The following is a 25,063-nucleotide window of genomic DNA, read 5'->3' on the forward strand; positions in this document are numbered from 1 at the left end:
TTCCCCGGCGAAGGCCGGGTCCCAGTAGCGATGCGCTCTCCGCTCTAAAAACTGCCGTTCCACACCTGGGCCCCGGCCTCCGCCGGGAAGGCCGGGTCGTGGGCGCCGTCCAAGGACAAAATCCATGCGCTTCTCGCGCTTCTTCATCACCCGGCCGATTTTCGCCGGGGTCATCGCGGTGGTCATCACCATCGTCGGGCTGATCGCCTATTTCAGCCTGCCGGTGTCGCAATATCCTGACATCGTGCCGCCGACCGTGACGGTCAGCGCGACTTATCCCGGCGCCTCGGCCGAGACGGTCGCGGAGACGGTCGCCGCGCCGATCGAGCAGGAAATCAACGGCGTCGACAACATGCTGTACCAGTCGTCGCAATCGACCGGCGACGGCAAGGTGACGATCACGGTCACCTTCAAGATCGGCACCAACCTCGATGCAGCCCAGGTGCTGGTGCAGAACCGCGTTGCGGTCGCGGTCCCGCGCCTGCCCGAGGACGTCCAGCGGCTCGGCGTGGTGACGCGCAAGACCAGCCCGGACTTCCTGATGGTCGTCAACCTCGTGTCGCCCGACGGCTCGCTGGATCGCGGCTACATCTCCAATTACGCACTGACGCAGGTGCGCGATCGCCTCAGCCGCATCGACGGCGTCGGCGACGTGCAACTGTTCGGCGCACGTGATTATTCGATGCGCGTGTGGATCGACCCCGGCCGCGCCGCCGCGCTTGATCTCACCGCCGGCGAGATCGTCGCGGCTTTGCGCGCGCAGAACGTTCAGGTCGCCGCGGGCACGCTCGGCCAGCCGCCTTATGCGACGGGGAACGCGTTCCAGCTCAACGTCGAGACGCAGGGCCGCCTGACCGACCCCAAGCAGTTCGCCGACGTGGTGATCCGCACTGACACCGACGGCCGCCAGGTCAAGGTCTCGGACGTCGCCCGCGTCGAGCTCGGCGCGCAGGATTATGGCGCGAACACCTATCTCAGTGGCAAGCCCACCGTCATCGCCGCGGTCTTCCAGCGCCCCGGCTCGAACGCGCTCGCCGCCGCACAGGCGGTGTCCGCCGAGATGGAGACGATGTCGAAGAAGTTCCCCAAGGGGCTCGCCTACAAGGTCATCTACAACCCGACCGAGTTCATCGCCCAGTCGATCGACGCGGTGAAGCACACGCTGATCGAGGCGATGGTGCTGGTCGTGCTCGTCATCCTCGTCTTCCTACAGAAATGGCGCGCCGCGATCATCCCGATCGTCGCGATCCCGGTCTCGCTGATCGGCACCTTCGCGGTGCTCGCGGCGGTGGGGTATTCGCTCAACAACCTGTCGCTGTTCGGGCTGGTGCTCGCGATCGGGATCGTCGTCGATGACGCGATCGTCGTGGTCGAGAATGTCGAACGCAACCTCGAGCACGGCCTCTCCCCGCTCGATGCGGCGCGCAAGTCGATGGACGAAGTGTCGGGCGCGCTCGTCGCGATCGTGCTGGTGTTGTGCGCGGTGTTCATCCCGACCGTGTTCCTCACCGGATTGTCGGGCGCGTTCTATCGCCAGTTCGCGGTGACGATCTCGACCGCGACGATCATCTCGCTGCTGCTCTCACTCACCTTGTCGCCAGCACTCGCGGCGATGCTGCTCAAGCCGCATACCGATGCGCATTCGGGCGGTCGCCTGACCCGGCTCGTCCGGCGTGCGGGCGACGCCTTCAACCGCGGGTTCGAGCGGATGAGCACGGCCTATGGTCGCCTCACCTTCCGCCTCGTCAGCGCACCCCGCAAGATGATGCTCGTCTATGGTGGCCTGATCGCGCTCACTGCCTTCGTCTTCACGGTGACGCCCGCAGGGTTCGTCCCCGCGCAGGATCAGGGCTACTTCCTGACCGTGATCCAGCTCCCGCCCGGCTCCTCGGTCGAGCGCACCGATGCGGTGATGCAGAAGGTCGCCAAGCGCATCCTCCCGCTCGCAGGCGTCAAGGGCGCGGTGATGCTCGCGGGCTTCGACGGCCCGTCGCAGACGCTCGCCCCCAACAGCGCCGCCGCCTACATCCCGCTCAAGAGCTTCGAGGAACGCAGGAAGCTCGGCGTCACCTTCGCGGGGATCATGTCCGAAGCGCAAAAGGCGACCGCCGACATCAACGAGGCGCGCTTGCTGATCGTCCCCCCACCGCTGATCCAGGGGATCGGCTCCGCAGGTGGCTATCGGCTGATGGTGCAGGACCAGCAGGGGCATGGCTATCAGGAGATGGGCAAGACCGCCTATGACCTGATCGGCAAGGCCAACCAGACCAAGGGGCTGGCGCAGGTCTACACGTTCTTCGACACCGCCACCCCGCGTATCTTCGCGGACGTCGATCGCACCAAGGCGAACATGCTGGGCGTGCCCCCGGAACGCGTGTTCGAGGCGTTGCAGGTCTATCTCGGCTCGGCGTTCGTCAACGACTTCAACCTGCTGGGCCGCACCTACCGCGTCACCGCGCAGGCCGATGCGCCGTTCCGCAACACCACCGCCGATATCGCCAACCTCAAGACGCGCTCGAACACCGGGCAGATGGTCCCGATCGGGTCGGTCTCGACCTTCCGCGACAAGACCGGGCCGTATCGCGTCGTGCGCTACAACCTGTTCCCCGCGGTCGAGGTGGATGGCGACACTGCCAAGGGCTCGTCCTCGGGCCAGTCGCTGGTCGCGATGGAGAAGCTCGCCGATACCGCCTTGCCCACGGGCTATGCGCATGAATGGACTGGCATCGCCTATCAGCAGAAGTCGGCGGGGAGCACGGCTGCGCTCGTTTTCGGCATGGCGGTTGTGTTCGTCTTCCTCGTGCTCGCCGCGCAATATGAGAGCCTGACGCTGCCGCTCGCGATCATCCTGATCGTGCCGATGTGTCTGCTGGCGGCGATGACCGGGGTGAACCTGCGCGGCATGGACAATAACGTCCTCACCCAGATCGGCCTCGTCGTGCTGATCGCGCTCGCTGCCAAGAACGCGATCCTCGTGGTCGAGTTTGCCAAGCAAGCGGAGGACGTGGATGGACTCACGCCGATCGAGGCCGCGGTGCGCGCCGCGACCGACCGTCTGCGCCCGATCCTGATGACGAGCTTCGCGTTCATCCTCGGCGCGGTGCCATTGGTGATCGCCGAGGGCGCGGGTGCGGAACTCCGTCAGGCGCTCGGGACAGCGGTGTTCTTCGGGATGATCGGCGTGACCGGCTTCGGGTTGCTGTTCACCCCCACCTTCTACGTCGTCGCGCGGGCGCTGGCGCAGCGGTTCGAACGCCGCCGCCCGGCCCCGGTAGCCGCCGCACCATATGGCCCCGTCGCGCCGCACGCGCTGCAGCCAGCCGAATAGGACCGCTCATGAAAACCCTCCTGCTCACCGGCCTCTCCGCGCTCTCACTTTCCGCCTGCGCTGCTGGCCCCAACTATGTCGCCCCCCCGGCCCCACCCAAGGCCGCCGCGCCGTTCGTCTCGACCAGCGCCGCGACGGTGACATCCCCCGCCGACCAGAACTGGTGGCGGCTGTACCGCGACCCGGTCCTCGACGGTCTCGTCGCGGATGCGCTCGCGGCGAACACGGACCTGCGCGTCGCGGTCGCGCGGCTCGACACCGCCCGCGCCTCGCTGCGCGGCGCCAAGACCGACCGCGAGCCGCAGATCAACGCGGGCGCCAGCGGCAATTACGCGCGCAGCTCGCAATTGCAGAACCTCCCCGCCTCGACCGCGAGCGCGCCACGTACGATGTCGGCCTCAACGTCAGCTACGAAGTCGACCTGTCGGGACGCGTCCGTCGCAACGTCGAAGCCGCGCGCGGCGACGTCGGCGCGGCGCAGGCGGATGCGGATGCGGTCCGCGTCTCGATCGTCGCGGCGACGACTCGCGCCTATGTCGATGCCGCCTCCTCCGCCGAACGGCTCGGCGTTGCGCGCCGCATCGTCGACCTGCTCGACAAGTCCACCACGCTCACCGGCAAACGAGTCGACGCAGGCCGCGCGACCAGGCTCGACCAGGTCCGCATCGCCGCGCTCCGCGATCAGCGCGCAGCACTCGTTCCGCAGATCGAAGCCGAACGGCAAGCCGCGCTGTTCCGCCTCGCCACGCTTACGGGCCGCACGCCGCAGGATCTTCCCGCCGCCGCTGGCGCACGCACCACCACCCCGCGGCTCGACCAACCGATCCCGGTCGGCGACGGCGCGGCGCTGCTCGCGCGTCGTCCCGACATTCGCGCCGCCGTACGCCGCCTCGCCGCCGCCACCGCGCGGATCGGCGTGCAGACCTCGCAGCTCTATCCGCAGATCTCGCTCGGCGGGTCGATCGGGTCGACCGCGCTGACCGTCGGCGACATCTTCACCGGCGGCCCGGTACGCTGGCTGGTCGGTCCGCTGCTCAACTGGACGCTCAACCAGTCCGCCGCGCGTGCGCGGATCGCGAGCGCGCAGGCCGAGACGCGCGGCGCGCTCGCGACCTTCGACGGCAGCGTGCTGACCGCGCTCGAGGAAACCGAGACCGCGCTGTCGACCTACGCGCGCGAACTCGACCGCCGCACGCAGCTCCAGTCCGCACGCGACAATGCCGCGACCGCCGCACGCATCACCCGCGCGCGCCAGCGCGAGGGGACGATCGACTTCCTCGAAGTGCTCGACGCCGAGCGCACCTTTGCGGACAGCGATGCCGAACTCGCGGCGGCGGATGCGCGGATCGCAGGGGCACAGGTCGACCTGTTCCGCGCGCTGGGGGGTGGCTGGCAAACGCAGCACAGCTGATGCCGGATGGCGTGCGCAATCGATCCGCGCAGTTCCAGCAAATCATGCTATAGGCCTCTGGCACCTTTATCTCCGTCCTCATGGGGGCGGCATGCACACGGGTCAGTTGCCGAATGCATTCTTCGCCTGCCTCCATGAAAGACCTACCGGGGGTTGACGTCCTGTTCGTCAATCATGCCGCCCAGATGGGGGGCGCGGAACTCTCGCTGCTTGATCATGCGCGTCATCTCGGGAACAGTTGTTCGGTTCTGCTCTTTACGGATGGTCCATTCCTCAAGGAGTTGCGGCAGTCTGGCGTAAACGTCTCGATCCTCGGCGGTGCCGCCCGGGTGGTGGCGCTGGCGCGGACGACCGGCATGCTGCGTGGCCTGCGCACGGCCGGGACGATCGCCACCACGGCAGTCGCGATCGCGCGACGGATGCGCTCGGCGAAGATCACCTACGCCAATTCGCAAAAAGCCGCGGTGCTGACCGCGCTCGCCGCACTGGTCGCGCGGCGACCGATGGTGTGGCACCTCCACGATATCATGACCGCGCCGGATTTCAGCGCCGCCAACCGCCGCGTCGTGATCGCCTTGACCAACCGCGCCGCGCAGCTCGTGATCGCCAATTCCGAAGCGACCGCCGCCGCCTATCGCGCGGTCGGCGGGCGTTGTCCCGTCACCGTCATCCCCAACGGCATCGATCCGGCACCGTTCGAGCACGTATCGCGGCAGGACGCGCGCGCCTCGGTCGCGGCCGAATTCGGGCTTAGTGCAGCGCCCGTTTACGGGGTGTTCGGCCGGATTTGCGGGTGGAAGGGACAGGCGGTCGCGATCACCGCGCTAGCGAAAAGCGCAGAGGCGCATCTGCTCGTTGTCGGCGGACCGTTGTTTGGGGAAGAAGCGCAGGACGCCACGCTGCGCGACCTTGCTGCCCGCCTCGGGATTGCGGACCGTGTCCATTTCTGTGGCTTCAGGCAGGATATCGCACGCCTGATGAGCGCGATGGACGTCGTCCTGCACTGTTCGACCGAACCCGAACCCTTTGGTCGTGTGATCGTCGAAGGGATGATGGCAGGCGTTCCCGTCATCGCGACGCACGGGGGTGGCGCGAGCGAGATCATCGCAGGCAGCGGCGCCGGACTGCTGATCGCGCCCGGCGACCCGCAGGCCCTGGCCGAAGCGATCGGATCCGTGATGCGCGACCCGGCGCTTCGGGCGGACATGGCCGCGCGCGGGCGGGCGCATGCCAGGCGCGACTATGCGCTGGCCTCCGTCCAGCGACGGGTGGATGTAGCACTGGCACCGTGGACCAGCGCGCACCCGATTATGGCGGGCCATGCTGCCGGGTGACAGCATCATCAAGGAAACGCACGAGAATAAGTCTGCGCGCCAGCACCGTCATCCGCAAGAAGCCATAATCGGCACCCGCACCGCGCAACGTTCATTGGATAGGACTAGCCTAACTTCAACATCTATCGAACTCCCTCTTGGCTGGGATTGCCCCTGTATTATTGTAATTTTCCCAGAGTATATTGTATTACTATCATACAAAGAGTCAGTCAGGCACATATATTGTAGAACCCCCCCTACCTTTGGTTAAGATCTCTCTTGAGAGTCCCCCGAGGTCCCAAGGCCTTTCATGCCGGATGTACACGTCTTGTGATTCACCCACCAAGTCCGCGGCGAGCCCGATGGCACGCCGACCGTTTCGTACCGCGCCATCGCCTCCCGTTCTCCATCGTCGCCAGATTCGGTCGTTCCCGTGAAGATATTGTTCAACATGCCGAGCCAGAGCCCAGGCCAGCCGACCGGCGTCGGACGTTTCGGCCACGAGTTGCTGCGGCGTCTCGTCGCCAACGGACACGCGACCTATACGTTGCGAACGCGATTCGAACGGCATCACCTTCCCGCGTCGCTCGCCGAAAGCGGACGACTGATTCGGATCGCCACGCCGTCGTCGCACGCAGCGGACATGGCGCTGAGTTCGCTTGCGGCGCCGATCTTCTTCCCGCGCAGCAAATTCGACGTCGTCGTCAACGTCGATCCCCTCGGCCTCTTCATGGGTGGAGGTAGCCGGGTGACCATCGTTCACGACCTCTACTTCGCCGGGATTCCCGGCCTCTATTCCAGACCCGTCGCCGCAAAGGCGTGGGCGCTGCATCATCTGGTCCTTTCGCGTAGCAAGTTTATCATCGCGATATCGGAATCGACGGCCGACGATGTTCGACGCTTCTTTCCCGCCGTTGCATCCAGGGTGCGCGTCATCCTGTCGGATTCCACGATGGACGCGGAAGCGGATGAGCGCTGGCTCGCCGCGCTGAAGGGCAAGCGCTTTGTCCTGACGGTGGCAAATGCCGCCCCCAACAAAAACCTTGGCAGCCTGGCCAAAGCGTTCTGCAGGATTGCCCAGACCGATCCCGACCTGATGCTGGTCCATGTCGGAAACGATCCCCAGGGGCTGCTGTCCGGTGCGATGGCCGAAGGGGGCATGTCCGCGCGGTTGATCCGGCACCGCGGGATCGGCGACCCGGCCCTCGCCGCCTTGTACGAGACGGCGCTTTGCCTCGTCGTCCCATCCTATTACGAAGGATTTTGCCTCCCGCTGGTCGAGGCGCAACGCTACGGCTGCCCCATCCTCTTCGCCGACAGCCCCGGCACTGCGGAAACCGGCGGGATCGGGGGATTGTCGTTCAAGCCGGACGACCTTGCCGGGCTGACCCGGTGCCTGGGTCGCGTGGTTTCCAGCGCCACCTTGCGCACCACATTGCGCAGCCGCGGCTATCGTAACGCGAAGCGCTTCTCCTGGGAACGCGCCGCGCGCCAGTATGAGGAAGTGTTCGACGCCGCCGCCCGGTCGATTACCCCCGCCTGAAGATCATATGTCGAGGATCCTGCCGGGATCGAGCGTGCCGCGAATCAGATCCAGGAACGCCTTTACGTTGCCGCGCAATCGCCCTGCACGATCGACCCACGGCTCGGGATACAAGGCGCGCAGGACGTTCATCCCGACATTGTTCGTCATGCACCGTAACGCCGTGCGCAGCCGCAGCGTGCCCTTTCGGTAGAGGTAGATCGGATTGGCAATCTGCGAATAGCCCAGCCGCACCCCACTCGTCCGCCCGCTCTTAACCCCCTGATGCACCCCCGCGAACGCGTTCGTGAAAGCCACCATTCCCCGGCCGAGCAACCGCGATCCGAAATCCACGTCCTCGAGCCATCCGTACAGCGGGAGCCGCTCGTCAAAGCGGAGATCCCCGATTGCGCTTGAGCGATACGCCATGTTGCACCCATAGACGCCGGAATCGTGCGCCCGGATCCAGATCGGGGGCGGCGTGGCCGCATCATAGGCCGACACCGCTGCCAGGGCGGTCGCATAGTCATGCCCCCGGCCACCGATCCCGTCCAGGATCAGATGCCCGGAAGCCGCGATCAAATCGGCATTGTCCTGGAAGAGCGCCCGGATGTTCTCGATCGCCCGGCAAGACGCGATATAGTCGTCGTCGAAGAAGGCGATGATATCGAACTGGTCGATCGTCCAGTCGATCCCGTAATTGCGCTGGACGGTCAGACCCTTCGGACTGATAAGGACGCGCGCGTCATCGGGAAGCGCGTCCGGCGCCGGAAGATCGTCCTGACTCGCAACGATCAGATAGACCGCATCCGGTTGGCATGTCTGGGCCAGAAGTTGCTGCTTCCACTGCGCAAGTTCACGGGGGCGTCCCGTACTGGCGATGATGACCGCAATCGATAGTGACGTAGAGAACGGCATGTATCGCTCAACCCCCCGGTTGCGACTTCATACGACCGGATGATAGGTCGCGCTAGCGCCGGGCGGAACGATGCCCCACGCAATCTGGCCTATTACTGTACGCTGTCACGACCCGCTTTTCGTGGATCGACCTGGAGACGGCACGACACGACGTCGGGAACTGCGGTTTTCCAGTATTGTGGCTTTGTTTCCAAATAGTCACAAAAAATCCACAAGGCCTGGGTAGAGGGACCGCGGGGAGCGGGGGCCAGTCGGCACCGACTCTATCGATCACAGGGGGATTCATCAGTGACTTGCTCAACGCGCTTTTCGCGTGCCGTCGTCGTGCGCGCGCTGCTCTTGCTCGGAACGTCGCTTCCGGTCGCCACCCTTTCGGCTGCGCCCGCGTCGGCGCAGGACTATACCAATATCGCCGCTTCGGGTCGCGTGACATCGGACGCAGGCGCGCCGATCGCCAACGCCGAGGTTAGCATCACCGCGTCGGATCGCGGGATCAGCCGCTCGGCCACCACCAACGAATCGGGTGCCTATACGATCGCGCAGCTCGCGCCGGGCAATTACGACTTCACCGTCACCGCGCCCGGCTTCGCACCCTATACCGAGAAGGCGGTCGCGCTGACGCGCGGCACCGGCGGCGCGAACAGCTTCAAGCTTGCCCCCGCCGTCGCGGCATCGGCTGAAGCCAGCAACGATATCGTCGTCACCGGCCGCCGTCAGCGCGTTGCCGATTTCCAGGACACGACGACCGGCGCGGTGATCGACATCGCCTCGCTCCAGACCCGCGTCCCCGTCGGCCGCACGCTGCGCGACGTGATGCTGCTGACCCCGGGCACCGTCCAGGGCGCGTCCGGCGCGAACGGCGGCTTTGCCAACCAAGTGTCCGTCTCGGGCGCGTCCTTTACCGAGAACGCCTTCTACATCAACGGCCTCAACGTTACCGATTTCGTCTCCGGCCAGCAGCCGACCGAAGTCCCGTTCGATTTCTACCAGACCGTCGAGGTTAAGACCGGCGGCGCCCCCGCCGAATTCGGCCGCGCGACCGGCGGCTATGTCGTCGCCACCACCAAGTCGGGCTCGAACACCTATACGCGAGCGTCACCGGCACATGGGAACCGGGCGACCTGCGCGGATCCTCGCCATCGACCTACAACACCGACTATCGCCACGCGACCGCGAGCCGGCAGGAACTGGTGTTCCAGGCAAGCGGGCCGATCCTCAAGGATCACCTGTTCTTCTACGGTCTCTACAACCTCCGCGACATCCGCTCGAAGACGCCTGCGTCCAACCAGGACAATGCCACCGGGGTCACCAACACCAGCCCGTTCTGGGGCGGCAAGCTCGACGGCTACATCACCGGCGCGCATCATTTCGAATTCACCTATTTCGACACGACCAACGACACGCACACGCGCAGCTATGATTACAACCGCACCACCAACACGTACGGCGCGCAGACCGGCGGCACCGATGCGCGCGCAGGCGGGGTCAATTACGTCGGGCGCTATACCGGCACGCTGACCAAGTGGCTGACCGTATCGGGCGCGTACGGCGTCAACAAATTGCGCTCGGGCAACATCCCGCTCGACATCTCCAACCCGCGCGTGCTCGATTATCGCACCAACGACGCGGGGATCGATGTCGGCCTCAACAAGGTGACCGACGCGTACAGCCGCACCGACAACGAGCGTGAATTCTACCGCTTCGATGCGGACGTCCAGGTCCAGTTGCTCGGGTCGCATCATATCCGGGTCGGCTACGATCATGAGGACGACACTCAGACCCAGACCTACGAAACGATCGGCGGCGGCTTCTACAAGATCTTCCGCGCGAATGCGGCCTCGGCGGCGCGGTTGGGGATTCCGCTCGGGACCGATTATTACACGACCCGCGTCTATTCGCAGGATGGCGTGGGGACGGTCCGCAACCAGGCGCTGTACCTGCAGGACGAATGGTCGCTGCTGCGCGACCGGCTCAAGCTGCAGCTCGGCGTCCGCGACGACCGGTTCAGCAATCAGGGCGTCAACGGCGAATCCTTCTACACGTCCGGTGACCAATGGGCACCGCGGCTGGGCGCATCCTATGACGTGTTCGGGGACAGCAAGACCAAGGTCTACGGCTATTTCGGCAAATATTACCTGCCGCTCGCAGGCGACATCAACCTCAACGTCGCGGGCCAGCTCGTCACCTACACGCGCTACAATCTGTTCAACGGCGTGAGCGGCACGGGCAGCGTGCCGACTGCGGGCGCGGCGATCCTCGGCGGGACCAACTTCATGGCCTGCCCCGACACCAAGACCGTCAATTGCGAAGTTGCCGCCGATGGCACGCCGTCCAATCCGGCGGGCGCGATCGCGAACAATCTCTCGGCGCAGTCGGACCAGGAGTTCATCTTCGGGGGCAGCCAGCAAGTCAGCGACCATATCCGCGTCGGCGCCTATTTCACGCACCGCGAGCTGACCAACGTGATCGACGACGTCTCGGTCGATGCGGGCGAGCGCGTCTATTGCGCGGCCAAGGGCTTTACCGCGGCGGCGTGCCTCAAGGCGTATCCGGGCGGGCGGCATTTCGTCATCGCCAATCCGGGCAAGGACGTCACCGTCCAGATCAACGCGCTGCCCGATGGCACCACCCCGGTCGCGACGCTCAAGGCGGGCGACCTGCTCTACCCCAACCCGAGCCGCAACTATAACGCGGTCACGCTCACCTTCGACCGCAGCTTCGACAGCGTGTGGAGCCTGTCGGCCAATTACACCTGGGCGATGAACAAGGGGAATTACGAGGGCGGCGTCCGTTCGGAGAACGGCCAGCTTTCGCTCAACCGCACGTCGGACTTCGATTCTCCCGGCTTCGTCAACGGCGCCTATGGCGACCTGCCAAGCGACCGGCGGCACACGTTCAAGGCCTATGGCAGCTATCGTCCGTTCGATTTCCTCGATCTCGGCAGCAATCTGCTGGTCCAGTCGCCGCAGCATTTCAGCTGCATCGGGACGGTTCCTGCCAGTGTCGACGCCTATGCCAACAGCTATCACGGCTACAGCTATTATTGTAACGACCAGCTGATCCCGCGCGGCACCGCGTTCACTGGCGACTGGCGTACGCAAGTCGACGTCAGTGCCGTCGTCCATCTGCCGTTGCCAAAGCAGTTCGACGCTTCGATCCGGCTCGACGTGTTCAACGTCCTGAACAGCAAAGCCGTCACTTCGTTCAACGAATCCGGACAGTTGAGCGACGATTCCCCCAACTCCAACTACCAGAAGCCGGTCGCCTATCAGTCACCGCGCTACGCCCGGCTGCAGTTCCGCCTCGGGTTCTGACGTCGCGTGACGGGGGCGGCACGCGCCGCCCCCGTCCTGGGACGGGACAGCATTGTTGACAGGATGCTGCGCTGCACTGAAACACGTGAAACAGGGTTCACCAGGGGGAGGGCACCATCCAAAAGCGATCAGTACGCCAGCGCGAGATCGTGTCGCGGCTGCGCAGTGGCCGGACATTGTCGGTGCTTGGCCTCGCCGCCGAACTCGACGTCTCGGACGAGACGATCCGGCGCGAATTGCGCGCGCTCGAGGAGCAAGGCGTCGTCATTCGCGAACATGGCGGCGCGCGGCTTGCCGCGCTCGCGTTCGAGGGTCCGCTCAACCAGCGGATGGAGGAAAATGCGGATGCCAAACTGCGGATCGCGCGCGCAGCGGCCGACCGCATTTCCGATGGCGCGATCGTGTTCATCGACTCGGGCACGACGAGCTGTTTCATCGCACGGCAACTGGTCGAACGGCGCGGGCTGACGGTCATCACCAATTCGCTCCAGGTCGCGGGCGATCTCGGCGCGATCAACGGCAACCGGCTGTTCCTCGCGGGCGGGCAGATGGATTATGACTATCGCGCCTTTTCGGATCATCAGGCGCAGGCGTTCGTGCGTGGCTTCACGCCGCATCTCGCGATCCTGTCGGTCGGCGGGATCAGCCTCGATCGTGGCTTGATGGATTTCCACCCCGGTGAAGCGGAGATGAGCCGGATCGCCTACGCCACCGCCAAGCAGGTAATGCTCGGGGTCGATTCCTCCAAGTTCGGGCGCTACGCCTTGTTGCAGACCGCGCAATGCGCCGACGTCGACATCCTCGTCACCGACAAGCCGCTCGAGGAACCGTTCGCGCGCGCCTTCGCTCACGCCGAGGTGATGGTCGCCTGACGCGCCGCGTCGCGCTGGCGCAGCAGGATCGCGACCAGCGCCAGCGCGACGCTCATCCCCGCCATCCCCGCCTGCAGCAGCCAGAAGCTTGAATCGCTGATCCTCCCGTAAGCGCTCCCGCTGATCCCGACCCACAGGCTCGCGAAAAAGCCGTGGAGATAAAAGACTCCCATCCAGAAGCCGATGAAACGCGGGGGTGCGTGGGCGGCGATCAGGCTGAGCCCGCTCGGCCACACCAGCACGACCGCCAGATCGACCAGCAGCAGATACAGCAGCGCCCAGCCGATCGACAGCAGCTCCGCCCCGGCATAGCGGCTCGCGAGCGCGAGCACGCCATAACCTGCGGCGCAGGCGAGCCCTCCCGCCAGGATCATGTCCTGCGCCGCCGGCGTGCCCCCACGCCGCGCCGCCCGGCCCAGCGCCCCCTGCACCCCGACGATCAGCAGCAGCGTGAACACGCCGTCCAGCGATACGAACCAGGCGACCGGCATCGTCCAGCCGGCGACGTGCAGGTCGATCCGCGTACGCGCCCAGACCAGGAAAATGTCGCCGAGCTGTTCATACGCCGCCCAGCAGCAGTAGACGCTGAGGATCGCTGCGACGAGGACCGGGATCCCGCGGAGCCCGGTGCCCCCGCCGTGTCGCGCGCGTGTTGCCCGATCCGGCGCGGCGACGTCCGCGGTCCGCCCCGCGGTGGCGGCATAGCCCAACGTCCCGATCGCAATCGCCGCCGCCGCCGCGCCGATCGCATAGGGCCAGCCAAGCCCCGTCGCGACCCCGCCGCACACCAGCGGCCCGCAGATGACGCCCGCATTGAGGAAGCCGAGATACACCGCATAGCCGCGTTGCCGCTCGGCTTCGTCGTGGAACAATCGCCCGACCTGCGCGGAGAGATTGCCCTTGAGCGTCCCCGTCGCGACCATGAACAGCGCGAGCCCGGGCAGGAAGGTCGCGACCCCGATCATCAGCGCCAGCCCCGCTAGCATCGTCGCGGCGGCGGAATAAATGACGAGCCGGCGGCTGGCGAACAGGTCGCCGATCAGGCCCCCGAGCGGGACCGCGAGATACAGCAAGGCGCCGGCATAGCCATAGACCTGCGACGCCAGCCCGACGCTCGACAGCGGCCCGAACCAGCGTTCGAACATCCCGCGCAGGGTCGGTGCGCCGAGCGCCGGGGCCAGATCGTGCGCGAAGATCTGGTCCGCCAGGATGAGGACGAGCAGCGACTTGACCCCCGCCATCGCGAAGCGTTCCCAGAACTCCAGCATCGCCAGCGCCAGGAAGCGGCGGTCGCGGATCGGATGTCCCGTGTCGAGCGAACCGCCCCGCGCCATGCTGCTCCTCCGGTCGCCGTAGCGGCGCGCTATGCACCCCAAGCACCAGGATTATGACAGTGGCGTGATCCGTCAGTCAGGCGACGTGCGGAAAGCGGGGCGCGGGTTCGCTGATATCTGGCGCGCCGGTCTCGACATGACCCGCCAGCCGCTGCCGCGCGCCGTGGTCCGAGGTGACGAGCAGGTCGTACCAGTGATGCGGCCGTGCGACCGGGAACGGCAGCGCGCCCGTGCCGTTCGGGGCGATCGTCAGATGCTGGACCGTGCCGGTATGCGCGCAGCGGCAGGTAACGACCTGCGCGAGCGGCGAGCGGTTACGCACGGTCAGCCGCGCGGGAACGCCCTTTGCCGCCGGCGCGAGCGCCGTCTCGATCCGGCCGGCGCTGGATCCGCCGCGATATTCGCGGAAGAAGCCGTTGGCGCTGCGCACCACCAGCGCGAACCCGTCGTCGCGCGCGATCGGCCAATTCTCCTCGAGCGTCGAGTGTGCGGCAACGGTGAAATAGCGCCAGCCGGGAAAGCGACGTTCGTCCTGCACGCCGAACACGACCCCGTCCGCGCCGCCATTGGCAAAACGCAGCGTCAGCCCGGTTTCGCTCCAGCGCGGCTCGACCGTGAAGCGATAGGGCAATGCGCGGGCCGGGCGCGTTCCCGGCTCCTGCGCAGGCACGCCGGTCGCCGTCGCGATCTTCGGCGGCGGCGCGGTGCGGCACACTTGCTGCGTCTCGCGGACGTAATCGGCGACCGAGGGCAGGTCCGCCGTCCAGCTTACGTCCGCGCGCGCCGTGGGCGTCACGTCGAAGTCGAAGATCGAGGTCAGGTCGCCGCACACCGCCCGCCGCCACGGCGAGATATTCGTTTCCGCCACGCCGAACCGCTTCTCGAGGAAGCGGAGCACCGACGTATGGTCGAACAGTTGCGAATTGACCCAGCCGCCGCGCGTCCACGGCGAGATCACCGTCATCGGCACGCGCGGACCGAGCCCGACCGGTTCGCCCTGATAGGTCTCGCTGCGCACGTCGACGTTGCTTGCCCCGTAGCGACTGTCGATCGCGGGCATCGGCGCGGGGATGTGATCGAAGAAGCCGTCATTCTCGTCGTAATTCACGATCAGCACGGTCTTCGCCCACACCGCCGGGTTGGCGGCGAGCGCGGCGACGATGCTGCTGACGAGCACTTCGCCATACGGGACCGGCGCGTCGGGATGCTCGCTCATCTCCATCATCGGGACGATCCACGACACCGCCGGCAGGCGATCCGCCGCGACATCCGCGGTGAAGGCGGCGATCAGATGCTCCGCGCGGGTCTTCTCGGGGTCGGCGGGGGGCTTGCCGTCGATCCAGTCGACCATCGCGCGCCCGCGCCGATAGCGCGACGAGGTGCGGTCGAGATTGCGGAACTCCGTGAAATAGCCGAGCGGATTGTCCGAATAATTGGCATATTCCTGGTACACCCGCCACGACACCCCCGCCTCCTCCAGCCGCCCGGCATAGGTGCGCCACGGCAGCCCGGTGAACCTGGGGTCGTCGCGCGCCATATCCGCGCAGGGATTGTCGTCCGCGCCGCCGTTGGTGACGCAATAGACGCCCGCCTGCCCCACGCTCAGCCCGCTGGTGCCGGTGAAATGGTACAGCCGGTTGGGCCCGGTCGGCCCCTGCAGCGAGCAATGATAGCCGTCGCAGATCGTGAAGGCGTCGGCGAGCGCGTGATAATATGGGATGTCCGCGCGCGTCAGATGCGCCATCGTCAGCGCGCCCTTCTGTTCCGCCCACACGTCCCAGTTGCGCCAGCGGTTCTGGCTGTCCTTCCAGCTATGATCGAGCCCGGTGAAGCAGCGCGCGTTGGTCGCGGTATAATCGAGCCGGAACGGCCAGGCGGTTTGCCCGCCATCGCGGTCGGCGCGGCGCTGCGCCCATACCGGCTTGCCGCTCGGCAACGTCACCGGGCGCGGATCGCCGAAGCCGCGCACCCCGCGAAGTGTGCCGAAGTAATGATCGAACGAGCGGTTCTCCTGCATCAGGATCACGACATGCTCGACGTCCGCGATCGAGCCTTGCGGCGCACGCAGGTCGCGCGCGGCGGCGGGAAGGCTTGCCACCCCCGCGAGACTGGACGCACCGTTGAGGAAGCTGCGCCGGTCGATCAACATTGCGGGGCATACTGACGAGGGAAAGGAGGGCTTACGCGCCTTTACTGGCCGACCCCGCTTAGCCGGGGTTTGTGGAGGTCTTGTGACAAATCCGGCATATTGAGGAAATTATGGCGGTATCGGACAAAATGACAACGGATCAGGGTCGGCCTATCAGACGTCGTATTGGGCTGGCCGCGACGGTCCGTGGGAAACGCCCCACGCTAGACTGCACCCAAAGCGGTCAATGTCCGGCGATGATCCGCTCCGCCTCGCGCGCGAGGCGTCCAAGCGCCATCAGATCGGGCGGCTCATCGCGTGGGACCGTATCGACCACGCACAACGCGCCAAGCGCATAACCCGCGCGATTGACCAGTGGAATCCCGGTATAGAAGCGGACGAAGGGATCCTCCGCGACCGACGGGATTTTGGCATAGCGTTCGTCGCGCAACGCATCGAGGATGACCAGCGGTTCGCCCGGTCGCAGGATCACCCGGCTGCAGATCGAGGCGGAGCGCGGGGTCTCCCTGGCGTCGATCCCGAGCCGCGCCGCCAGCCACTGCCGCTCGCGATCGATCAACGATACGCTGGCGATCGGGGTCGCGGCGATGGCCGCGGCACGTTCGACGATCCGTTGCAATTCGCCTTCGCGTTCGCTGGTGGTGTGCCGAATGCTGTCGACCGCAGCCTGGCGGTTCCGCTCGAGCGCCGGGGCCGGCCAGACGTCACCCTCGTTTACCACTCAACGCACTCCTTGCCTGACTGCCGCCCGAGACGCCTTGCTTGTCGTACAAGAAGACGGTCACCCGCCCTGTCGCTTCGCCCGTCCCGTCGTATCCCTGCCCTTACTCCCACCGGGCCGTCTTCCGGTCCGCAAGAAACGACGGGTGCCCGCGTCGCGCAACCGCCCCGTCAACATACGATCGAATCGACCTGCTGGATGAACGCCGCCATTCTTATCGTCTTGGTACAGAAGACATCCGCCCCGGCGGCGCGACACGATTGCTCGTCTTGCCGGCCACTCAGCACGGTCATCGCCAGAACGGGTATATGCTTCGTTAACGGACTGGCCTTCAACTGACGAATGATCTCGCGGCCGTCGACATAGGGCAGACGGATGTCGGTGATGATCACGTCGGGCTGCTGCGCGACCGCCTCGACATAAGCGAAACGTTCGTCTGCGATGAGGACAGGACGATGCCCACCGGTTTCGAGCCACGCTGCGAAAAGCTTGCGATGCAACATGTTGTCTTCGATCAGCATGACTGTCTTGGTCATCGTCGCCTTTCGGTCCGGCATGGTTAAGGCTGCGATAGGGATAGAATGACGACTTGTGCAAGCCTTTGCCGTTACGGCCTGATCTGGATCAGCCTGTCGCAACGTCGGTCGCGTCGGACCGTGACCGCCAACGCCGCCGCGTCGGGATATGGTCGTACCATACCGTCCCCCTCCGGCTTCATGGCGGTTTGAACGGTGCGAGTTCCCGTTTCCGTTGCGCTGCGGGGCTGCTAGGGTTGCCGCCTGTGAAGATGGACACGCCCCCCGCCGCGGCCCCAGCCATGGCCCAAACCACGGCCCCCGTCGCTGATGCGCCCGCCGATCCCGTGGCACCGATCCGCGCGCCGCGGGGCAAGGGCCGGCGGTTGCGGGGGGCGATCGCGCACAAGCTTGGCGTGGCGATCCTGTCCGGCGAGTTCGCACCGGGCGAGACGCTGTCGAGCGAAGTCGTGTTCGCGGAATCGCTCGACGTCTCGCGCAGCGCCTATCGCGAGGGGATCCAGGTGCTGACCGCCAAGGGCCTGGTCGAAAGCCGCCCGAAGACCGGCACCCGCGTACTCCCGCGCGACCGGTGGAACCTTCTCGATCCCGACGTCCTCGCCTGGGCCTTCGCGGGCGAACCCGATCCGCAACTGGTGCGCAGCCTGTTCGAATTGCGGCTGATCATCGAACCCGCCGCCGCCGGTATCGCTGCCACCTCGCGCGATCGCGCCGATCTCAAGCAGATGAAGGACGCGCTCGCCGCGATGCGCCGCCATTCGCTCGCGACCGAGCCAGGCCGCACCGCCGACCGCCAGTTCCACGATGCGATCCTCCGCGCGACGCGCAACGACGCGCTGGTCGTGCTGAGCGCGTCGATCGGCGCTGCGGTAAGCTGGACGACGCAGTTCAAGCAGCGGTCGCGCGCGCTGCCGCGCAACCCGATCCCCGATCATGTCCTGGTCTATGAAGCGATCGCCGCCGCCGATGCGACGGCGGCCAGCGCGGCGATGCGGCGGCTGGTCGAGCTCGCGCTTGAGGATACGCAGAGCGCGATGGCGGGCTAGCGTCCGCCGCCGTCAGCCGCCGCGTAGCAGCTTCATCACCGCGGCGCGGATCCGCCCGTAATTTCCGGCCCGCAGCGACCCGAGGATGCCATGCTGCGCCGCGGGCAGATGTGCCAGCGGATGCCCGTCGGGGCGGAACACATAATGGTCGAAGAACGCCCGCCACGCCGCGCGTTCGGCGTCGGGGCGCTCGGCGATCGCGATCATCGCGAGCAGCATCGTCGTATAGGGCGCGTCCGGACCGCTCGCGAAACCGTCCCACCAGTAATTGACCAGCAGGTTGAACGGCGCGGTCGCCTCGACCGAATGCCACCACAGCTTCGGCATATACAGCGCATCCCCCGCCGCCAGGTCGAACACCAGCGCGCGCGCGCGGGCGGCGGCGAAATCGGGGTAGCGGGGATCGTCCGGCGCGGCACCGGCGGCGAGGCTGACGGGCTGGCCCGCCATCGTGTGGTCGATCGGCCCGACATACAGGCTGGTGATCGCATCGGGCGGATACAGCGTGAAACGCCGCGTCCCCGCCACCACGCAGGCGAGATTGTCGAACGTGTCGTAATGGCAGGCAACCGAGGACGCGGTACCGACCCAGATCCGCGGTCGCACCGTCGGCGGGAGGATCGGAAGACTGTTCTCGGCCGCGAAGCCGGGGAGATAGGCGTCGGTCGGCAACGAACCGAGATACATCGACCGCGCGCCAGGCGTGGCAGCCGCGTCGGCGATCCGCGTCAGTGCCGCGCCGAACGGCATCGTCTCGCGGGTGAAATTGAACCCCGCCAGGTCCTTTCCATAATCATAGCGTCCGGCGATCGCGGGATCACCGATGAACGCTTCGGCACTTTGCCCGGCATCGAAGCGCGCGAGATAGTCCAGCAAGGCAGCGCGCGATCCGTCGTGCGACCGGACAACCGGCCAGTCCGCGCACAGCCCGCGCAGCACGACCGGGCGGCCAGGCACCGCGACGTCACGAACGAAACGTTCGGGATCGGGCGAGGCCGACTGTTCGACCCGGACTTCGCCGTTCGCGGTCACCTCATGCGGTCCGGTCGTTGCGCAGGCGCGCGAGCCGATGGACATGCTGGACCGAGAGGATCACCGCGTAGATCCGCGAGAGATCGCCGGTTCGGAACAGTTCGAGCACGGTCCGGTCGTCGAGGTCGGCGAGCGTATCCCGGCTGATCGTGTACAGGCCCTCGACCGCGAGACGCTCGCCATCGTCGAAGTTGAACGAGAGGTCGATCGGCTCGACCAGCTTGAGCGCGAGCAGCCGCGCGAGGAACTGTTCGGTGTGCGGCACCCCCGCGTGAAGCTGCCCCAAGGCGCGCTGGATTCCGCGCAGGACCGGCGCGGGCGTGCCGTCGGCTTCGAACATCGGCTCGCCCATGCCGCTCGTTAAGCGCGGATGCGTGCGGTCGATCGCGATATTCTCGTCCGAGACGTAAAAGCCTTCGCGCACGACGTCGAGCAACCGCCGCGCCTGATCGCGATCGGCCGAGTCGCCGACGAGGTTTTCGCCCGGTTTCAGTCCGAGCATTGCGCCGGCGTAAAACGCCCCGGTCTCCGCATTCTTGCAGAACAGGATCGGAAAATGCGCCGCGACCGAGTCGAACTCACCAAGCACGATCTGGACGAAATGTCGGTCGCGCGACTCCGCGCGCGCTACCGACAAGGCATTGTGCGCATGGACATTCAGGATTTCCAACGCCGTCATCCGATCGCACTCCCCGCCGCTGCCCCGGATCACCGCCGGGTGCGCGCCGGGAATAGGCCTCCCGTGGCGGCTCCGCCAAGTCCAAGATTGCGATTTTCGCATTACACCGACAAATAGCTTGCATCACTTTTGTGGTAGCGATACCAAATAGGCCATCACGACGGTCACGCAAGGCCGCGTCGCAACGAGAATAAGAAACGTCCCGTCAAGGAGGGGATTACGATGCATTTGATCCAGCACACGGATTCCGCGCATGCGCTGCGCCAGCGCCGCAAGCGCCTGTTGATCGGCGCGACCAGCCTGGTTGCGCTATCGCTCGGCACTCCGGCATTTGCACAAGTCAGCGCGCAGAACGCACAGACCGACCAACCAGCCCCGGTCCAGCCCGCTGTCCCCGCTACGAGCCCGACGCTGTCCGCAAGCGAGGCAGGGACTCCGCAGGACGAGGCCACCGCGCCCGACGCCGCCAAGTCCAATACCGCCGCCACGCCCGGCGATACCGCCGGCGAGGACATCATCGTCACCGGCCTGCGCGGCTCGCTCCAACGCAACCTCGACATCAAGCGCAACGCGACTGGCGTGGTCGATGCGATTTCGGCCGAAGACATCGGCAAGTTCCCGGATTCGAACGTCGCGGCGTCGCTCCAGCGCCTCCCCGGCGTGTCGATCCAGCGCGCGGGGACGCGCGGCGAAGCGACGGGGATCACCGTCCGCGGCTTCGGCGGCGATTTCAACACCACGCTGTACGACGGTCGGCGCATTTCGACCGGCACGGGTGGCCGCCAGATCGACTTCTCGACCGTCGGTTCCGATTTCATCGGCCAGTTGAGCGTGCTCAAGACCCCCGACGTATCGCTGACCGCCAGCTCGATCGGCGCGACCGTCAACATCGAATTCCCCAAGCCGTTCGATCATCCCGGCTTCCGTTTCGCCGCGAGCGGCTCGGGCTCGATCCAGGATCGCTCGGACAGCGTCGTCCCCACCGCCGGCCTGTTGTTGAGCGACACCTTCGCCAACGACACGTTGGGCGTGCTGGCCGACTTCATCTACACGCGGCGCGATACCGATTCGAACCGCGTGTCGGTGCAGGGCTGGCCGGGCGGTTATTACGCTCCGTGCCAGTTGCAGGGTTCCACCAGCACCAACTGCGCGCCGACCAGCGACGCGACGAGCGCGGCCTATGCCGATCCGCGCAATCGGCAGAACGTCGCGGGCTTCTTCCCGCAGCAATATCTTATCAACAAGGAATCGACCAAGGACGAGCGGTATGACGGCCGCATCGCGCTGCAATGGCATCCCTCGGACGATCTGATGGTGACGATCGACGACAATTTCTCGCGCCAGACCGTCGTCACCGACGTCAACAACGTCGGCTTCTGGTTCAACCAGGGCGCGCTTCGCAACGTCGTGCTCGACCAGAACGGGCAAGTCACCAATTTCACCCAGACCGGCACCCCGACCGACTTCGGCGCGCAGATCAACACCCAGGTGCTGCAGACCAACCAGATTGGCGGCAACGTCAAGTGGGACGTCGGCGAGCATTTCACGGTGGATGGCGATCTGTCCTATTCGAAGAGCTGGCTGAACCCCGAACGGGATACGATCGGCAGCCAGAGCGGCGACATCGGCTATGGCAACGCGCTCGGTGTCACCACCGGGCTGCAGATCCTCGGAAACAGTGACAAGGCGTTCCCCGTCCTGACGACGTACGGGCCAAACGGCAGCGCGGCGAACTATGCCAACACCGGGCTGATCGGGTCGCATGTCGCGGTCAACCAGACGCAGAACAATACCGATGAGCTGAAGCAGGCCCGGCTGACCGCAACCTGGAAGCAGGACGACGTCACCCTGAAGGTCGGCGGGCAATACATCGAGGACCGGTTCAAGCTCTCCAACCAGAGCACGTTCACCAACAATTACTGGCAGGCGTATGCTGGCTACGGTGCGGCGTCAGGCAGCAAGACGGGCATCAACCCGCTGCCCGCCAGCCTGTACCAGGGCACGATCAGCCTCGCGAACTTCATCCCGGGATATAAGGGCACGCTTCCGCCCTCGTTGCTGATGTACAGCCCGATCGCATTCCAGAACTTCCTGACGGGCCTCGGCAATCCGCAGACCCAGACGATCCCCGGCTTCAACGCTGGTGCCAATATTCCGTCGTTCACGGGCAATTTCGATCAGGCGGTCGATCCGGGCAGCGTGCAGGACGTCAAGGAAGCGACGTGGTCGCTCTACTTCAGCGCCGCCTTCAAGACCGAGATCGCCGGCATGCCGCTCAATTTCGCGGCGGGCGTGCGCAATGAGAACACGCATCTGACCTCGACCGGTCAGGGCCGTCTGCCGCTGGTCCTGACGACCAGCGCGGCCGACCCGACGCTGCTCTCGATCCCCAACTATTCCTCGCTTCAGGGTGTCACGACCAAGAGCAACTATTCATATCTGCTGCCGTCGCTCGATGTCCGCCTGGGCGTCACCGACAGGCTGCAGGTCCGGTTCGATGCTTCGCGTACGCTGACCCGGCCGAGCCTCAACCTGCTGACGCCGGTGCTCAACGTCGGTAACGGTCAACGCGTCGGCGCGCTGACGGCGTCGGGGGGCAACCCCAACCTGAAGCCCTATCTCGCCGACAACTTCGACGTCGCGGCGGAATGGTACTACAAGCGCAACTCCTATCTGTCGGTCGACTTCTTCCTGAAGAACGTCAGCAACTTCATCGTTGGCGGCGTGACGCGGCAGCCGATCAACGGCGTGGTCGACCCGACCACCGGGCAGCTCGCCAGCTTTGCCGTCACGCAGCAGGTCAACGGGCCTGACGCGACGGTCCGCGGCGTCGAACTGGCGTGGCAGCAGGTCTTCGGCGACACCGGCTTCGGCTTCAATGCCAACGCCACCTTCGTCAACACCAACAAGCCGTATGATGCGACCAATCTCTCGCAGACCGGCTTCGCGGTGACGGGCCTGGCGAATTCGGCGAATTTCGTCGGCTTCTATGACAAGCACGGCTTCCAGTTCCGCGCCGCGGTCAACTGGCGCGACAAGTATCTGCTGCAGTTCGGGCAGGCGCAGAACACCGGCCAGTTCGGGTCCGAGCCGACCTTCGTCAATTCGAGCCTCCAGCTCGACCTGACGAGCAGCTACGACATCACCAAGCAGGTCAGCGTGTTCGGCGAAGTCCAGAACGTCAACAACAACCAGCAGAGCACTTCCGGTCGGTTCGCCAACCAGTTGCTCGACGTCTATGATTATGGCCGCCGCTACGTGTTCGGCGTCCATTACCGCTTCTGATGTTCCTCCCCTGGGGGGTGCCGTATCGGCACCCCCCGTTTTTTGGTAATCGGGGTCCATGCAGACCGTCAGCAACATCGTCATCGTCGGCGGCGGAACAGCCGGCTGGCTGACCGCGGGGATCATTGCGGCGCGCCATCAGGGCCGGATGCCGGGTGGCTTCACGGTGACGCTCGTCGAATCCCCCAACACCCCGATCATCGGGGTCGGCGAAGGTACCTGGCCGACGCTGCGCGCGACGCTTTCGAAAATGGGCGTGTCGGAGAGCGATTTCTTTCGCGAATGCAACGCCTCGTTCAAACAGGGCGCGCGCTTCGCCCGCTGGACCACCGGCGAGCCCGATGAGGGCTATTACCACCCGTTGATGCTGCCGCAGGGCTTTTCGCGCGTGAACCTGGCCGAGCACTGGATCGCGGACCCCAAGGGGCAGAGCTTTTGCGACATGGTGTCGCCGCAAGGCCAGCTATGCGACGACGGCCTTGCCCCCAAGACGATCGCGACGCCCGAATATGAAGCGGTCGCGAATTACGCCTATCATCTCGACGCGGGCAAGTTCGCGGGCTTTCTCCAGCGGCATTGCTGCGAGAAACTCGGCGTCCGCCACGTCCTCGCCGACGTCCGGCACGCGACCCAGGCCGACAATGGCGACATCCTGAGCGTCGTCACCGAACAGGCGGGCGAAATTCCGGGCGACCTGTTCATCGACTGCACCGGTTTTGCCGCGCTGCTGATCGGCAAGACGCTCGGCGTCCCCTTCAAGAGCTGCGCCGACACGCTGTTCTGCGACACAGCGCTCGCGGTGCAATTGCCGCATGAGGACCCGGACGGGCCGATCGCATCGCACACGATCTCGACCGCACAATCGTCGGGGTGGATCTGGGACATCGGCCTGCCGACACGGCGCGGAGTCGGGCATGTCTTCTCGAGCAGCCATATCTCGGTCGATGCCGCCGAGCAGGAACTGCGCGCCTATCTCGGCCCGGCGGGCAAGGACCTGCCGGTGCGCAAGCTCGCGATCCGCGCGGGGCACCGCGAGACCTTCTGGAAGAACAATTGCGTCGCGATCGGGCTGGCGGCGGGGTTCCTCGAACCGCTCGAGGCGTCTGCGATCGTCCTGATCGAACTCTCCGCCAAGCTGATCGCCGAGCAGATGCCGGTGTGCCGCGAAGTGATGGACATCCTCGCCGCGCGGTTCAATGCGACGACGCACTATCGCTGGGGACGGATCATCGATTTCCTCAAGCTGCATTATGTGCTGACCAAGCGCACCGACAGCGATTTCTGGCGCGACAACGTCCGGCCCGAGACGATCCCCGACCGGTTGCAGGACCTGATGACGCTGTGGCGCTACCAGCCGCCGTGGTTCCTCGACGAATTCGACCGGGTCGAGGAAGTCTTCCCCGCGGCAAGCTATCAATATGTCCTGTACGGCATGGGCTTCCATACGCAGGTCGCGCGCGATGCGATCGCCGGGGATACCCGGATCGCGGACCAGGCCCGGCGCGAGGCCGCGACCCAGACCGAGCGGATGCGCCACGGACTTCCGCGCCACCGCGATTTGATCCGCAAGATCGTCGAGCGCGGGCTGCCGACGATCTGACCC

At 65.8% G+C, this 25,063-nt stretch carries 16 protein-coding genes and 1 pseudogene; 10 read left to right on the plus strand and 7 right to left on the minus strand.

Features of this window, described 5'->3' with window-relative positions; all coding sequences use genetic code 11:
• Nucleotides 1-124 precede the first annotated feature (124 nt).
• The 4 genes and pseudogenes from RI03_RS14345 to RI03_RS14360 all read left to right on the plus strand — a co-directional run bounded on the left by RI03_RS14345 (nt 125) and on the right by RI03_RS14360 (nt 7,595).
• Nucleotides 125-3,328 carry an efflux RND transporter permease subunit gene (locus RI03_RS14345; RefSeq protein WP_010218102.1) on the plus strand — a complete coding sequence of 1,068 codons (3,204 nt, stop codon included), beginning with the start codon at nt 125-127 and terminating at the stop codon, nt 3,326-3,328.
• Nucleotides 3,329-3,336: 8 nt separating this feature from the next.
• Nucleotides 3,337-4,739 (plus strand): annotated as a pseudogene (locus tag RI03_RS14350) (efflux transporter outer membrane subunit).
• A gap of 134 nt (nt 4,740-4,873) precedes the next feature.
• The gene (locus RI03_RS14355) at nt 4,874-6,073 is read left to right on the plus strand and encodes a glycosyltransferase (RefSeq protein WP_010218106.1); all 1,200 of its coding nucleotides are present in this window, start codon (nt 4,874-4,876) and stop codon (nt 6,071-6,073) included.
• Between the two features lie 412 nt (nt 6,074-6,485).
• A complete protein-coding gene (locus RI03_RS14360) occupies nt 6,486-7,595 on the plus strand; it encodes a glycosyltransferase family 4 protein (RefSeq protein ID WP_010218108.1) in 1,110 nt (369 codons plus the stop codon).
• 3 nt (nt 7,596-7,598) lie between these two features.
• On the opposite strand, the gene RI03_RS14365 is transcribed toward RI03_RS14360, so the two are convergent.
• Nucleotides 7,599-8,492: a glycosyltransferase family 2 protein gene (locus RI03_RS14365; RefSeq protein ID WP_010218110.1), complete on the minus strand. Its 894-nt coding sequence runs from the start codon at nt 8,490-8,492 to the stop codon at nt 7,599-7,601.
• A gap of 288 nt (nt 8,493-8,780) precedes the next feature.
• Between RI03_RS14365 and RI03_RS24675 the strand changes: the two genes are divergently transcribed.
• The 3 genes from RI03_RS24675 (at nt 8,781) to RI03_RS14375 (ending at nt 12,678) form a co-directional block, all read left to right on the plus strand.
• Entirely contained in the window at nt 8,781-10,010 is a 1,230-nt protein-coding gene (locus RI03_RS24675) for a TonB-dependent receptor (protein WP_238542374.1), read from the plus strand.
• 389 nt (nt 10,011-10,399) lie between these two features.
• Complete coding sequence (locus tag RI03_RS25375; RefSeq protein ID WP_443208560.1) at nt 10,400-11,806, plus strand: hypothetical protein; 1,407 nt, start codon at nt 10,400-10,402, stop codon at nt 11,804-11,806.
• Nucleotides 11,807-11,922: 116 nt separating this feature from the next.
• On the plus strand, nt 11,923-12,678 hold the full coding sequence (locus RI03_RS14375) for a DeoR/GlpR family DNA-binding transcription regulator (RefSeq protein ID WP_026046745.1): 756 nt from the start codon (nt 11,923-11,925) through the stop codon (nt 12,676-12,678).
• On the opposite strand, the gene RI03_RS14380 is transcribed toward RI03_RS14375, so the two are convergent.
• From RI03_RS14380 to RI03_RS14395, 4 genes are all read right to left on the minus strand, one after another.
• Nucleotides 12,654-14,012: a POT-type proton-dependent oligopeptide transporter gene (locus RI03_RS14380; RefSeq protein ID WP_010218113.1), complete on the minus strand. Its 1,359-nt coding sequence runs from the start codon at nt 14,010-14,012 to the stop codon at nt 12,654-12,656. The genes RI03_RS14375 and RI03_RS14380 overlap by 25 nt on opposite strands.
• A 76-nt stretch (nt 14,013-14,088) precedes the next feature.
• Nucleotides 14,089-16,161, minus strand: coding sequence for a phosphocholine-specific phospholipase C (locus tag RI03_RS14385; protein ID WP_010218114.1), 2,073 nt, complete (start codon nt 16,159-16,161; stop codon nt 14,089-14,091).
• A gap of 223 nt (nt 16,162-16,384) precedes the next feature.
• Nucleotides 16,385-16,882 carry a GAF domain-containing protein gene (locus RI03_RS14390; protein ID WP_010218115.1) on the minus strand — a complete coding sequence of 166 codons (498 nt, stop codon included), beginning with the start codon at nt 16,880-16,882 and terminating at the stop codon, nt 16,385-16,387.
• Nucleotides 16,883-17,052: 170 nt separating this feature from the next.
• The gene (locus tag RI03_RS14395) at nt 17,053-17,403 is read right to left on the minus strand and encodes a response regulator (protein WP_232283366.1); all 351 of its coding nucleotides are present in this window, start codon (nt 17,401-17,403) and stop codon (nt 17,053-17,055) included.
• A 296-nt stretch (nt 17,404-17,699) separates the two neighbouring features.
• Between RI03_RS14395 and RI03_RS14400 the strand changes: the two genes are divergently transcribed.
• Complete coding sequence (locus RI03_RS14400; protein ID WP_010218116.1) at nt 17,700-18,464, plus strand: FadR/GntR family transcriptional regulator; 765 nt, start codon at nt 17,700-17,702, stop codon at nt 18,462-18,464.
• Nucleotides 18,465-18,476: 12 nt separating this feature from the next.
• On the opposite strand, the gene RI03_RS14405 is transcribed toward RI03_RS14400, so the two are convergent.
• Together RI03_RS14405 and RI03_RS14410 are read right to left on the minus strand one after the other, a co-directional pair.
• The gene (locus RI03_RS14405) at nt 18,477-19,541 is read right to left on the minus strand and encodes a cupin-like domain-containing protein (protein ID WP_010218117.1); all 1,065 of its coding nucleotides are present in this window, start codon (nt 19,539-19,541) and stop codon (nt 18,477-18,479) included.
• Entirely contained in the window at nt 19,498-20,175 is a 678-nt protein-coding gene (locus RI03_RS14410; protein WP_010218119.1) for a SapC family protein, read from the minus strand. The genes RI03_RS14405 and RI03_RS14410 overlap by 44 nt, the downstream gene beginning before the upstream one ends.
• Before the next feature lie 222 nt (nt 20,176-20,397).
• On the opposite strand from RI03_RS14410, the gene RI03_RS14415 reads away from it, so the two are divergent.
• Together RI03_RS14415 and RI03_RS14420 are read left to right on the plus strand one after the other, a co-directional pair.
• Nucleotides 20,398-23,460, plus strand: coding sequence for a TonB-dependent receptor (locus RI03_RS14415; protein ID WP_010218120.1), 3,063 nt, complete (start codon nt 20,398-20,400; stop codon nt 23,458-23,460).
• A 58-nt stretch (nt 23,461-23,518) separates the two neighbouring features.
• Nucleotides 23,519-25,060, plus strand: a complete 1,542-nt coding sequence (locus tag RI03_RS14420; protein WP_010218121.1) for a tryptophan halogenase family protein — start codon at nt 23,519-23,521, stop codon at nt 25,058-25,060.
• The last annotated feature ends 3 nt before the right edge of the window (nt 25,061-25,063 follow it).

The organism is Sphingomonas sp. PAMC 26621, from assembly GCF_000251145.1.
Classification (GTDB): Bacteria; Pseudomonadota; Alphaproteobacteria; order Sphingomonadales; family Sphingomonadaceae; genus Sphingomonas.